Origin of the sequence: Actinomadura sp. 21ATH, from assembly GCF_041951345.1 — a bacterium.
GTDB lineage: Bacteria > Actinomycetota > Actinomycetes > Streptosporangiales > Streptosporangiaceae > Spirillospora.
The window spans coordinates 143,919-155,568 of the sequence record NZ_JBGNUR010000001.1 but is presented as its reverse complement, the minus strand read 5'-3'; the positions used below and the strand labels follow the sequence as shown (position 1 = coordinate 155,568).

The following is an 11,650-nucleotide window of genomic DNA, read 5'->3' as shown; positions in this document are numbered from 1 at the left end:
CCATGGCCACCAGCATCCTCGCGCCGCCACCGGAGGGCAGCGGGCTCAAGCCCGTCCGCGGGCAGCCCGGCATCCCGTTCATCGGCAACACGCTCCAGGTCATGCGGCAGCCGTTCAAGGTCGCCCGCAAGCGGTACGAGCAGTTCGGGCCGGTCACCTGGGGCTGGCTGCTCGGCCAGCGCACGGTGACCGTGCAGGGGCCCGAGGCCGCCGAGACCGTGCTGGTCAACCGGGACAAGGCGTTCGCGAACGGGCCCGCGTGGAGCTACTTCATCGGGCCGTTCTTCCACCGCGGCATCATGCTGCTCGACTTCGAGGAGCACCTGCACCACCGGCGGATCATGCAGCAGGCGTTCACGCAGCAGCGGCTGCGGTCGTACATGGACGCGATGGCGCCCGGCATCAAGGACGGCGTCCGGGCGTGGGAGCCCGGCCACGGCTTCAAGGTGTACGACCACGTCAAGCAGCTGACGCTGGACCTGGCCACGGACGTCTTCATGGGCGTCGAACTGGAACGCTCCGAGGCCGACCGGATCAACGGGGCGTTCATCGACGCCGTCCGGGCGGGCACCGCGTACGTGCGGTTCCCGGTGCCGGGGCTGCGCTGGCACAAGGGCGTGCAGGCCCGGAAGGCGCTGGAGGAGTTCTTCCGCGGGCACCTGCCCGCCAAGCGCCGCGACGGCGGGGACGACCTGTTCGCCGCGCTGTGCCAGGCCGAGACCGACGACGGGCACCGGTTCACCGACGAGGACGTCGTCAACCACATGATCTTCGCGCTGATGGCGGCGCACGACACCACCACCATCACGCTGACCACGATGGCCTACTACCTGGCCAAGTACCCCGAATGGCAGGAACGGCTCCGGGACGAGTCGCTCGCGCTCGGCAAGCCCGCCCTGGAGTTCGAGGACCTGGACCGGCTGCCGTCCGCCGACCTGGTGATGAAGGAGGCGCTGCGGCTGCTGGCGCCCGTGCCGGCGCTGCCCCGCCGGGTCGTCAAGGACACCTCGATCCTCGGCTATCACATCCCCGCCGGGACGCTCGTGGTCGTCCCGCAGCTCACCAACCACCACATGCCCGAGTACTGGCCGGACCCGGAGCGGTTCGACCCCGAGCGCTTCGCGCCCGAGCGGCGCGAGGACAAGGTGCACAAGTACGCCTGGTCCCCGTTCGGCGGCGGCGCCCACAAGTGCATCGGGCTGCACTTCGCCGGGATGCAGGTGAAGAGCATCATGCACCAGATCCTGCTGCACCATCGCTGGAGCGTCCCCGGCCGGTACGAATGGCCGCTGGACACCACCTCGCTGCCCTCGCCCAGGGACGGCCTGCCCGTACGCCTCGACCGTCTGGAGCACAGCTGATGAGCAAGGTCATCGCGATCACCGGCGCCGCCCGCGGCATCGGCCTCGCCACCGCCCGCGCGCTGAAGGAGAAGGGCGCGACGGTCGTCATCGGCGACATCGACGAGGCGGCGGTGAAGGAGGCCGGCGAGAGGCTGGGCGTCGCCGCGTACCCGCTGGACGTCACCTCGCGCGAGTCGTTCACCGCGTTCCTGGAGAGCGCGGGGCGGATCGACGTGCTGATCAACAACGCCGGGATCATGCCGATCGGCCCGGTGACCGGCGAGAGCGACGCCGACGCGCGGCGCTGCCTCGACATCAACGTGCACGGCGTGATGCTCGGTACCAAGCTGGCCCTGGAGCGGATGCTGCCGCGCGGGCGCGGCCACATCATCAACATCGCGTCCCTGGCGGGCGTGCTGTACACGCCGGGCCTGGCGCTCTACAACGCCAGCAAGGCGGCCGTCGTCGGGTTCACCGAGGCGACCCGGCTGGAGGTGCGGGACCGCGGGATCCACGTCAGCGCGGTGCTGCCGACGTTCACCAACACCGAGCTGGTCGCCGGCACCGCCAGCCCCAAGGGCCAGAAGAACGCCGAGCCCGAGGACATCGCCGCCGCCGTCGTGGCGCTGATCGGCCGGCCGCGGCCGCAGGTGGTCGTTCCCGCCAAGCTGGGCCGGCAGGTGCGGCTCGGCGGGTTCTTCCCGGACCGGGTGCGGCAGGCCATGGCGCGGCGGCTCGGCCTGGACAAGATCTTCCTGGAGTACGACCCGGACGCGCGCAAAGCCTACGACGCCCGCATCCGCGGATGACCGCCGACCTGCTGGCCCGGCTCGCGGGCGGCGCCGAGGACCCGGACGGCCTCGACACCCGGATCCTCGACGCCGCCCTGGCCGAGTTCGAGACCTACGGGCTGCGCCGGGTCAGCGTCGAGGACGTCGCCAAGCGCGGCGGCGTCGCCCGCACCACCGTCTACCGGCGCTTCGGGAACAAGGACCAGCTGCTCCAGGCGGTGATCCTGCGCGAGTGCCGGCGGTTCCTCGGCGCGATCTCGGCCGCCACCGAGGGCCTGCCGACCGCCGAGGACGCGGTCGTCGAGGGCTTCGTCGCGGGCCTGCGCGGCGCCCGCACGCACCCGCTGCTGGCCCGCGTCCTGGAGAGCGAGCCCGAGGCGTTCCTGCCGCAGCTCAGCATGAACGGCGGTGCCGTGATGCTCGCCGCCCGCGACATCCTCGCCGACCGCCTGCGCCGCGCCCGCCCCGCCGGCGGCGAGGACTACGCGACCGTCGCCGAGGTGCTGCTGCGGGTGGCCGTCTCGGTCCTGCTCATCCCCGGCGGCGGCCTGGCCCTGGACGACGACGCGGCCGTCCGCGCCTTCGCCCGCGAGCACCTCACCCGGATGCTGCACCGTCCGGGCGATTGAGCCCGTTCCGCCGGGAACGGCGGGTCGCTACCCTCAAGTGGATCGAATCTTGTTCTAGAAACGAGGGTGCGGTATGGAGACCGTCGTCCAGACCAGGTACGGCAGGGTGCGCGGGGCGAGCCGGGACGGGGTGGCCGCGTTCCTCGGGATCCCGTACGCCGCGCCGCCGTTCGGGGCGGACCGGTTCGGCGCGCCGCGGCCGCCGGAGCCGTGGGACGGGGTGCGGGACGCCCTGGAGTTCGGGCCCACGGCGCCGAAGCCGGGCTACCCCAAGCCGTACGACATGCTGCTGCCCGACCCGGAGATTCCGGGGGAGGATTGCCTCAACCTGAATGTCTGGACGCCGTTGCCGGGGGGTACAGGGGGGGCGACCCCCCTGAATGGCGAGACGCCGTCGCCGGGGAGCGCCGAGCGGCTGCCGGTGATGGTGTGGATCCACGGCGGGGCGTTCCGGAACGGGTCGGGCGCGGTGAGCGCCTACAACGGCGCGAACTTCGCGCGCGACGGCGTCGTCTGCGTGACGATCAACTACCGGCTGGGCGTCGAGGGCTTCGCGTACCTGCCGGGCGCCCCCGCCAACCGTGGGCTGCGCGACCAGATCGCCGCACTGGAGTGGGTGCGCGACAACATCGCGGCGTTCGGCGGCGACCCCGGCCGGGTGACGGTGTTCGGCGAGTCGGCCGGCGGGATGAGCGTCAGCACGCTGCTGTCGCTGGACCTGGGGCTGTTCCACCGCGCCATCGCGCAGAGCGGCGCCGGGAGCGTCGCGCAGACGCCCGAGGACGCGCTGCTGGTCACCGGGGAGATGGCGGCCCGGCTCGGGATCGAGCCGACCGCGGAGGCGTTCGCGAAGCTGGACCCGGCCGAGATCATCCCGGTGCAGTCGGCGGTGGCGGCGGAGGTCTCGGCGCTGCCCGACCCCGGCCGCTGGGGCGCCACCACGGCCGCCTCCGCGATGGCGCTGACGCCCGTGCTGGACGGCGAGCTGCTGGCCCGCCGCCCCGAGGACGCCGTCGCGGCCGGTGCCGGGCGCGACGTGGACCTGCTGATCGGCTACACGGCGGAGGAGTTCCGGCTCTTCCTCATGCCGACCGGCCTGGCCGCCGCCCTCACCCACGACCTGGTCGGCGCCGTCGCGACCGGGATGGGGACGCGCCCCGAGGTGGTCACCGCGTACCGGGACGCCCACCCCGAGATGTCCGCGGGCGAGCTGCTGGCGACTCTGATCACCGACGGCCTGTTCCGGATCCCGGCCAACCGGCTGGCGGAGCGGCACGGCGGCTCCACGTGGATGTACGAGTTCGCGTGGCGCTCGCCCAACCACGACCTCGGCGCCTGCCACGCGCTGGAGCTGGGCTTCGTCTTCGACAACCTGAACGCGGAGGGGACCGGCGAGCTGTCCGGACCCAACCCGCCGCAGGAGCTGGCCGACGCCATGCACCGTGCCTGGGTGGACTTCGCCGCCCACGGCGACCCGGGATGGGAGCGGTTCGACGCCGCGTCCCGCCCGGTGAAGGTGTTCGACGGCGCCGGGAACCCGGTGGCCGCCGACCCGAGGGGCGCCGACCGCGCCCGCTGGTGAGGGCGCCGCGGGGGCCGGTCCGCGACGGCCGGGTCCGCGCAGGTCAGTCCGCGAGGATCTTCCCGGCCAGGTGCTCGGCGATGGCCAGGGACGAGGTGGCGGCGGGGGACGGCGCGTTCCGCACGGTCGTGACCGGCCCCAGCCGCCCGATCCGGAAGTCGTCGACGAGCGAGCCGTCCGCGTCGACCGCCTGGGCCCGTACCCCGGCGGGCGCGGGCACCATGTCGGCGGCCCGCAGGTCCGGGACGAAGGCGCGCGCCTCCGCCAGGAACGCGCGCTTGACCGCCGAGCCGTACAGCTCCTTGATCCCGGTCCGCCAGTGCCGCCGGGCGAGGTGCCGGAAGCCGGGCCAGCGCAGCGTCTCCCACAGGTCGGCGGGCCGGACGTCGCGGCGCCGGTAGCCCTCCCTGGCCAGCGCGAGCACGGCGTTCGGCCCGACGTCGACGCCGCCGCCGACCCGGCGGGTGAAGTGGACGCCGAGGAACGGGTAGCGTGGGTCGGGCACCGGGTAGATCAGCCCCCGGACCAGGTCCTCCCGTTCCGGGACGAGCCGGTAGTACTCGCCGCGGAACGGCACGATCGCGGGCGCGGGCGCGTCGCCCGCCAGCCGCGCAACCCGGTCCGACTGGAGGCCCGCGCAGATCACCAGCCGGTCGAAGGCCAGCTCCTCGTCGCCGGTGCGGACGGTGACCGCGTCGCCCCTGCGGCCGATCCGGACGACCTCCGCGCCCAGCCGGACGGTGCCGCCGGCCGCCGCCACGTCCTCGGCGTACGCGCGGGCCACGGCCGTGAAGTCGACGATCGCCGTCTCCGGCGAGTGCAGCGCCGCGATCCCGGCGGCGTGCGGCTCGATCTCGCGCAGCTCCGCCCCGTCCAGCCGGCGCAGGCCGGGGACGCCGTTGGCGGTGGCGCGCCGCTCGATCTCCGCCAGCGGCGCCAGCTCGGCCGCGTTCCGCGCGACGACGACCTTCCCGCACTCCTCGTACGGGAGGCCGCGGTCGGCGCAGTAGTCCTTGAGCAGGGCGATCCCGCGCCGGCACAGCGTCGCCTTCAGCGAGCCGGGCGCGTAGTACAGCCCCGCGTGCGCCACGCCGCTGTTGTGGCCCGTCTGGTGGGCCGCGGGCCGGTCCTCCTTGTCGAGGACGGTCAGTTCCGCGTCCGGGCGCAGCTCCGCCAGCCGCCGTGCGACGGCCAGCCCCAGTATCCCCGCCCCGACCACTCCGATCCGCATCACCCGCAGACCGTAGCGGACCCCGCGCACCCGGCTTTAGGAGCCCAGGCGCTTTCGGGTCTGGGCGCGGACCCGGCGGCGCTGCGACGGGTCGAGCATCATGTAGAGCACGGCCGGTACGGCCATGACGCCGAGCACGATCAGCGCCACCGTCCACCAGCCCAGGATCGACAGGACCAGGAACGCGGCGACGCCGCCGATCACGAACTTCATCTGGGTCGACATCTTCTACCTCCGTACGGGCCGCCCATATCGAGAACGATCGCACGCGAGCGGTCGTTCCACGATATGTCGCGAGTCCGCGGGAAGCCAGCCCCCGACCAGGTCAGATGCGCAGCGAGAGCTGCCCGCCGCCCAGCGTGCGCAGGACCTCGGCGTGCAGCTTGCCGTTGGTGCACACCACGCTGCCGCCGTCCGGGCCGGGGACGCCCGACAGGTCGGTGAACATCCCGCCGGCCTCCTCCACGATCACCTGGAGGGCGGCCAGGTCCCACAGCGACACCTCGGGCTCGGTCGAGATGTCCACCGCGCCCTCGGCCACCATCATGTGCGACCAGAAGTCCCCGAACGCCCGCGTCCGCCACACCGTGCGGGTCAGGTCGAGGAAGCGGTCCAGCCGGTCCTGCTCCTCCCAGCCGGACAGGCTGGAGAACGACAGCGACGCGTCCGCCATCTCGGTGACCGACGACACCTGCATCCGGGTGGCCCGCGACAGGCTCCGGCCCGTCCAGGCGCCGCCGCCGCGCGCCGCCCACCAGCGCCGGTTCAGCGCGGGCGCCGACACCAGCCCGACCACGACCTCGTCGTCCTCCATCAGCGCGATCAGCGTGGCCCACACCGGGACGCCGCGGACGAAGTTCTTGGTGGCGTCGATCGGGTCGATGATCCAGCAGCGCTGGCTGAACCCCGTCTTGCCGTACTCCTCGCCGATCACCGCGTCCCGCGGCCGGGCCCGCTTGAGCGTCCCCCGGATCTGCTCCTCGACGCCCCGGTCGGCGTCGCTGACCGGGGTGAGGTCCGGCTTGGTCTCGATGTCGAGATCGAGCGCGCGGAAGCGCTTGGTCGTGATGTCGTCGGCCCCGTCCGCCAGCACGTGCGCGAGACGCAGGTCATCGGAATAGCCCGCCACGGCGTGCCACGCTACACGGAAGTGGGAGCATGATGGCATGGCGCACGACCTTCCCCGGTGGGTGGCCGAGCTGACCGACCCCCGCCGCGCGCGGACGCTCGACGAGCTCGCCGACCGCCTCGTCCCCCTCGCCGACCACGCCATCGACGTGTCGCGGCGGCTGCAGGGGCTGCTCAACGACCTGAACGAGCCGTTCAAGCGGGAGGCGCTCCACGACCGGGTCGAGCGGCTCAAGGCCCGCTCCAACGAGGCGCTGGACGAGGTCGCCCGCGAGATCGCCGCCTCCGGGCGGGAGCGGCTCGACCGCATCCGCGCCGAGTGGGACGAGCGGCTGCCCGCGGCCGAGCGGGACCGGCTCGACGGCGAGATCGTCCCGCTGGTGGCGCGGTGGGAGCGGGAGGCGGCGGCGCGGGTGGCGGACGCGACGTCGGACGGGCTGGACGAGGCCGCGCAGCGGCTGCTCGGCCGGGTCGAGGAGCTGGCCAAGGCGGTCACCGACCTGATCCACGACGTGCTGCCGCTGGCCCGCGAGGGGCTCGCGCTGGCCGGGCGGATCTCGGCGCTGTCCGCGCGGGCCCGGCGGGCGGGCCGCGGGCCGGTGCCCGGCGGGCTGGCCGAGGAGGGCGCGGAGGTCGCGCGGGCGTTCGACGAGGCGGTGGCCCGGCTGGAGCTGGAGTGGTCCGCGCTGGGCACCCGCGCCGCCACCGTGCGGGCCGCGCTGCGCGGCGCGGAGGAGGCGGCGTTCAGCCAGGTGACCGGGGCGATGACGGGGTGCGTGGAGGAGCTGGCCCCGGCGCACGTGCGGGCGCTGGACGAGGCCGAGTCCCGGGCGCGGAGCCTGCTGGAGGAGCTCACGAGCGGGTGACGCCCTGCGGGAAGCGCAGCAGCGACCCCGGGTCGTAGGCGGCCTTGGCCTTCGCGAGCCGGCCGAGGTTGGCGCCGTAGTAGGCGCGGCCCCAGTCCTTGAGGTCGGGGTCGATGTAGTTGACGTACGCGGCGCCGCCGAGGTGGGGCTCCATGGCGCGGTGCGTGCCGCGCAGCCAGCCGAGGTCGCCGCCGTTCGCGAGGTACTGGACGCAGAACAGCGCCCGCCGGTGCGGGAACGCGGTGGCGCCCGCCTCCAGGCGGCCGATCGCCCCGCCCATGGCGTCCATGAGGACCGAGCGCCCGGCGACGCCGTTCCCGCCGGTGAAGCGGGTGACCAGCGCGCCGATCCCGGCGGCGGTGAGCGGCCGGTACGCGACGTGCGACTTGCCGGAGTAGTCGGTGCGCGGGAAGCGCCCGCCGGGCCGCTGCCCGGGCAGGTCGCCCTGGGCGTGGCACTCCTCGGTGCTCTGCCCGGCGCACCCGCCGGTGAACTTCATCGCCTCCAGGTACGGGCGGCGCTGGGAGCCGTCGCCGGACGGGTCGTGCCCGATCGCCGCCACCAGCGGCTCCAGATCGTGGTCGCCGGGCGCGACGCCGGTGACGTCCACGGTCGGGGCGCCCGCCGCCGGCTCGGTGTTGATCTGCAGGCTCGTCCAGACGCCGTCCGGCGCCGACGGCGCCCAGCGCTGCCAGCCGCCGATCGCCGCGGCGGCCCGGGACCAGGGGTAGCGCAGCGCGAACGTCGTGACGTCACCGGTCCGGAACGTCCGGAAGGTGAACTCCACCGCCACCCCGAAGTTGCCGCCCCCGCCGCCCCGGCACGCCCAGAACAGCTCCGGGTCCCGCCGCGCGTCGCAGTCCCGGATCCGGCCGTCGGGCGTGACGACCCGTACCGCCTCCAGGAGGTCGCAGGTCAGCCCGTGCGCCCGCGACATCACCCCGAGCCCGCCGCCCAGCACCAGCCCGGCCACCCCCACGGTCGGGCACGTCCCGGCCGGGACGCCAGCGCCCGCCGCGTCCAGACCGGCGTACAGGTCGATGAGCCGCGCCCCGGCCCCGACCACCGCGCGCCCGCCGGCCGCCTCGACGCCGGCCATCGGCGACACGTCGACGACCAGCCCCGTCCCGGTCGACCAGCCCGCGTAGCCGTGGCCGCCGCTCCGCACCGCCACCGGCATCCGCTGGAGCGTCGCGAAGGCCAGGCACTCGGCCACGTCCGCGGCGTTCTCGCAGTACGCGACGCCCGCCGGCCTGACGCGGTCGTGGCGCGGGATGTAGAGCCGCCGCGCCCGGTCGTAGTCCGCGTCGTCCGGCCTGATCAGCCGGCCTTCGAGGCCCCGTTCCAGGGCCCTCCAGCCGGCCGGCCCGGTCGGCCGGGCCGCGGGCCGCAGGGGTGCCGGGGTCTCCCGGCGGGCCGGCGGCGGGCCGGACCCGCCGGCGCATCCGGCCGCGGCCGTGCCCGCCATGGCTGCGAGGAACGCGCGTCGCTCCATCCGCACATGCCATCACAATCCGGTCGTCAGGAAGGCCGGAACGTCCCGAGGAAGGCGTCGAACGTCCCGGTGCCGCCCGCCCACAGATCGTCACGCGCCATCATGAGGAGCAGGTAGAGCGAGCCGTCGAACGAGATCAGCCGGCGCGACCTCCTTGACCGCGACCTCCCGGTCCAGCGTCCGGTCCACGGCGCGCCAGGCGGCGCCCATCCCGCCGCGGCCGAGCAGCTCCACCAGTTCGTAGCGGGAGGAGATCATTCGGGGGGTCATACCCCGGGACGATAGCCATTCGGGGGCTAGTCGGCGTCGCCCTCGCGGCTGGTGAGGAGGCGGCGGAGGGAGTCGAGGCGGGCCCGGCTGGCACGGCCGTCCTCGACCCAGGAGTCCAGGCCGCAGGTGTCCTGGAGGTGGTCGCAGTGCGGCGGGCAGCGCTCGGCGGCGCCCTCGGCGAGGTCGTCGAACGCGTCGATCACGTTCTCCGGCCGGACGTGCGCCAGGCCGAAGCTCCGCACGCCCGGGGTGTCGATGATCCAGCCGTCGCCGCCCGGCAGCTCCAGCGCGATCGCGGACGAGGAGGTGTGCCGGCCGCGGCCGGTCACCGCGTTGACGTGGCTGACCGCCCGCTCGGCCGCCGGGACGAGCCCGTTCACCAGCGTCGACTTGCCGACGCCCGAGTGGCCGACCAGCACGCTCGTCCGGCCGGACAGGTGCTCGCGCAGGCCGTCGCGGTCGCCGTCGCGCCGGGTGACCACGTACGGGACGCCCAGCGGCGCGTACGCCTCGACCAGCTCGGTCGCGGGCGCCAGGTCGGCCTTGGTCAGGCAGAGCAGCGGGTCCATGCCCGCGTCGTACGCCGCGACCAGGCAGCGGTCGATCATCCGGGGCCGCGGCTCGGGATCGGCGAGCGCGGTCACGATGACGAGCTGCTCCGCGTTCGCCACGATGATCCGCTCGAACGGGTCGCTGTCGTCGGCCGTGCGGCGCAGCGAGGAGGAGCGCGGCTCCACCCGGACGATCCGGGCGAGCGTGTCGGGCCTGCCGGACACGTCCCCGACGAGCGCCACCCGGTCGCCGACCACGACGCCCTTGCGGCCCAGCTCGCGGGCGCGCATCGCCGTCACGATCCGCGCGTCCGGCGTGCCCTCCCCGACCAGGCAGCGGTAGCGGCCCCGGTCCACGGCCGTGACGAAGCCCCCGACCGCGTCCTCGTGCGCCGGGCGGCGGCGCGTGCGCGGCCGGGAACCGCGGCGCCCGGGCCGTACCCTGACGTCGTCCTCGTCGTAGTCGCGAACTCGGCGTGGCGGCAGTGGTCAGCCCTTCCCGGTCAGCATGCGGCCCCACAGCTCCGTGAAGCCCGGAAGCGTCTTGCCCACGGTGGCGACGTTCTCCACCTCGACCCCCGGCACGGCCAGGCCCAGCACCGCCGCGGCCATCACCATCCGGTGGTCGTCGTACGTGCGGAACACGCCCCCGTGCAGCGGCCGCGGCCGGATCTCCAGCCCGTCGGGCAGCTCCCGGACGTCCCCGCCCAGCCCGTTGATCTCGCTGACCAGCGCGGCCAGCCGGTCGGTCTCGTGGCCCCGCAGGTGCGCGATCCCGGTCAGCCGGGACGGCGTGCCCGCCAGCGCGGCCAGCGCCGCCAGCACCGGCGTCAGCTCGCCGACCTCGTGCAGGTCGGCGTCGACGCCGTGGAACGTCCCCGTACCGCGCACGGTCAGGCCGTCCGGCCCGGCCGCGACCTCGGCGCCCATCCGCGCCAGCAGCCCCCGCAGCGCGTCGCCGGGCTGCGCGGTGCCGTCCGGCCACCCCGGCACGGTCACCCGGCCGCCCGTCACCAGCGCCGCCCCGAGGAACTGCGCGGCGTTGGACAGGTCGGGCTCGATCACCCACTCGCGCCCCAGGATCGCCCCCGGGGCGACGCGCCACACGTCCTCGCCCGTCTCGACCGCGGCGCCGGCCTCGCGCAGCATCCGCACGGTCATCTCCAGGTGCGGCGCCGACGGCACCGGCGGCCCCTCGTGCCGCACCTCCACGCCCTTGGCGAACCGCGGCGCCGCCAGCAGCAGCCCCGACACCAGCTGCGACGACCCGGACGCGTCGATCGTCACCGCGCCCCCGGCCACCGCGCCCGTACCGCGGACGGTGAACGGCATCGCGTCCCGGCCGCCGTCGTCGATCTCCGCGCCGAGCGCCCGCAGCGCCGCGAGGATCGGTCCCATCGGCCGCTCCCGCGACCGCGGATCGCCGTCCACGTCCACCGGCCCGCGCGCCAGCGCCGCGACGGGCGGCAGGAACCGCATCACCGTCCCGGCCAGCCCGACGTCCACCTGGGCGGGCCCGGCGAGCTCGTTCGGGCTCACCCGCCAGCGGTCGTCCTCCTCCACGATCCCGACCCCGAGCCCGCGCAGCGCGTCCGCCATGAGCAGCGTGTCCCGGCTGCGCAGCGGCCGCACGACCGTCCCGGGCCCCTCGGCGAGCGCGGCCAGGATCAGCGCCCGGTTGGTCATCGACTTGGACCCGGGCAGCGGGACGGTGGCGTCGACCGGCGCGTCGGCGACCGGAGCGACCCAGTGAGACGAGGACAT

12 protein-coding genes are annotated in these 11,650 nt (G+C 74.8%); 5 read left to right on the top strand and 7 right to left on the bottom strand.

Features of this window, described 5'->3' with window-relative positions; genetic code table 11:
- Positions 1–2 precede the first annotated feature (2 nt).
- The 4 genes from ACA361_RS00720 to ACA361_RS00705 all read left to right on the top strand — a co-directional run bounded on the left by ACA361_RS00720 (position 3) and on the right by ACA361_RS00705 (position 4,345).
- Complete coding sequence (locus ACA361_RS00720) at positions 3–1,361, top strand: cytochrome P450 (protein ID WP_375009761.1); 1,359 nt, start codon at positions 3–5, stop codon at positions 1,359–1,361.
- Complete coding sequence (locus ACA361_RS00715) at positions 1,361–2,152, top strand: SDR family oxidoreductase (RefSeq protein WP_375009760.1); 792 nt, start codon at positions 1,361–1,363, stop codon at positions 2,150–2,152. Before ACA361_RS00720 ends, ACA361_RS00715 begins: the two co-directional genes overlap by 1 nt.
- The gene (locus ACA361_RS00710) at positions 2,149–2,763 is read left to right on the top strand and encodes a TetR/AcrR family transcriptional regulator (protein WP_375009759.1); all 615 of its coding nucleotides are present in this window, start codon (positions 2,149–2,151) and stop codon (positions 2,761–2,763) included. Before ACA361_RS00715 ends, ACA361_RS00710 begins: the two co-directional genes overlap by 4 nt.
- A 73-nt stretch (positions 2,764–2,836) precedes the next feature.
- Positions 2,837–4,345, top strand: coding sequence for a carboxylesterase/lipase family protein (locus ACA361_RS00705; protein ID WP_375009758.1), 1,509 nt, complete (start codon positions 2,837–2,839; stop codon positions 4,343–4,345).
- Positions 4,346–4,388: 43 nt separating this feature from the next.
- Here the strand turns inward: ACA361_RS00705 and lhgO are convergent, their stop codons facing one another.
- From lhgO to hisN, 3 genes are all read right to left on the bottom strand, one after another.
- The gene (gene lhgO, locus ACA361_RS00700; protein WP_375010870.1) at positions 4,389–5,576 is read right to left on the bottom strand and encodes an L-2-hydroxyglutarate oxidase; all 1,188 of its coding nucleotides are present in this window, start codon (positions 5,574–5,576) and stop codon (positions 4,389–4,391) included.
- Between the two features lie 36 nt (positions 5,577–5,612).
- Positions 5,613–5,801, bottom strand: coding sequence for a hypothetical protein (locus tag ACA361_RS00695; protein ID WP_375009757.1), 189 nt, complete (start codon positions 5,799–5,801; stop codon positions 5,613–5,615).
- A gap of 100 nt (positions 5,802–5,901) precedes the next feature.
- Positions 5,902–6,705 carry a histidinol-phosphatase gene (gene hisN / locus ACA361_RS00690; RefSeq protein WP_375009756.1) on the bottom strand — a complete coding sequence of 268 codons (804 nt, stop codon included), beginning with the start codon at positions 6,703–6,705 and terminating at the stop codon, positions 5,902–5,904.
- Positions 6,706–6,742: 37 nt separating this feature from the next.
- Here hisN and ACA361_RS00685 point away from each other — a divergent pair, with 37 nt between their 5' ends.
- Positions 6,743–7,570, top strand: coding sequence for a hypothetical protein (locus tag ACA361_RS00685; RefSeq protein WP_375009755.1), 828 nt, complete (start codon positions 6,743–6,745; stop codon positions 7,568–7,570).
- On the opposite strand, the gene ACA361_RS00680 is transcribed toward ACA361_RS00685, so the two are convergent.
- The 4 genes from ACA361_RS00680 to aroA all read right to left on the bottom strand — a co-directional run bounded on the left by ACA361_RS00680 (position 7,557) and on the right by aroA (position 11,650).
- Complete coding sequence (locus tag ACA361_RS00680) at positions 7,557–9,065, bottom strand: FAD-binding oxidoreductase (protein ID WP_375009754.1); 1,509 nt, start codon at positions 9,063–9,065, stop codon at positions 7,557–7,559. The genes ACA361_RS00685 and ACA361_RS00680 overlap by 14 nt on opposite strands.
- Before the next feature lie 90 nt (positions 9,066–9,155).
- Entirely contained in the window at positions 9,156–9,335 is a 180-nt protein-coding gene (locus ACA361_RS00675) for a hypothetical protein (RefSeq protein ID WP_375009753.1), read from the bottom strand.
- A gap of 26 nt (positions 9,336–9,361) precedes the next feature.
- Positions 9,362–10,372: a ribosome small subunit-dependent GTPase A gene (rsgA, locus tag ACA361_RS00670; RefSeq protein ID WP_375010869.1), complete on the bottom strand. Its 1,011-nt coding sequence runs from the start codon at positions 10,370–10,372 to the stop codon at positions 9,362–9,364.
- Between the two features lie 3 nt (positions 10,373–10,375).
- Positions 10,376–11,650: a 3-phosphoshikimate 1-carboxyvinyltransferase gene (aroA, locus tag ACA361_RS00665; RefSeq protein WP_375009752.1), complete on the bottom strand. Its 1,275-nt coding sequence runs from the start codon at positions 11,648–11,650 to the stop codon at positions 10,376–10,378.

Coding starts and splice junctions, on each gene's coding strand:
- ACA361_RS00720 (WP_375009761.1), top strand. CDS start 3: ATGGCCACCAGCATCCTCGCGCCGCCACCGGAGGGCAGCGGGCTCAAG.
- ACA361_RS00715 (WP_375009760.1), top strand. CDS start 1,361: ATGAGCAAGGTCATCGCGATCACCGGCGCCGCCCGCGGCATCGGCCTC.
- ACA361_RS00705 (WP_375009758.1), top strand. CDS start 2,837: ATGGAGACCGTCGTCCAGACCAGGTACGGCAGGGTGCGCGGGGCGAGC.
- ACA361_RS00685 (WP_375009755.1), top strand. CDS start 6,743: ATGGCGCACGACCTTCCCCGGTGGGTGGCCGAGCTGACCGACCCCCGC.
- ACA361_RS00695 (WP_375009757.1), bottom strand. CDS start 5,801: ATGTCGACCCAGATGAAGTTCGTGATCGGCGGCGTCGCCGCGTTCCTG.
- ACA361_RS00680 (WP_375009754.1), bottom strand. CDS start 9,065: ATGGAGCGACGCGCGTTCCTCGCAGCCATGGCGGGCACGGCCGCGGCC.
- aroA (WP_375009752.1), bottom strand. CDS start 11,650: ATGTCCTCGTCTCACTGGGTCGCTCCGGTCGCCGACGCGCCGGTCGAC.
- ACA361_RS00675 (WP_375009753.1), bottom strand. CDS start 9,335: ATGACCCCCCGAATGATCTCCTCCCGCTACGAACTGGTGGAGCTGCTC.
- ACA361_RS00710 (WP_375009759.1), top strand. CDS start 2,149: ATGACCGCCGACCTGCTGGCCCGGCTCGCGGGCGGCGCCGAGGACCCG.
- lhgO (WP_375010870.1), bottom strand. CDS start 5,576: ATGCGGATCGGAGTGGTCGGGGCGGGGATACTGGGGCTGGCCGTCGCA.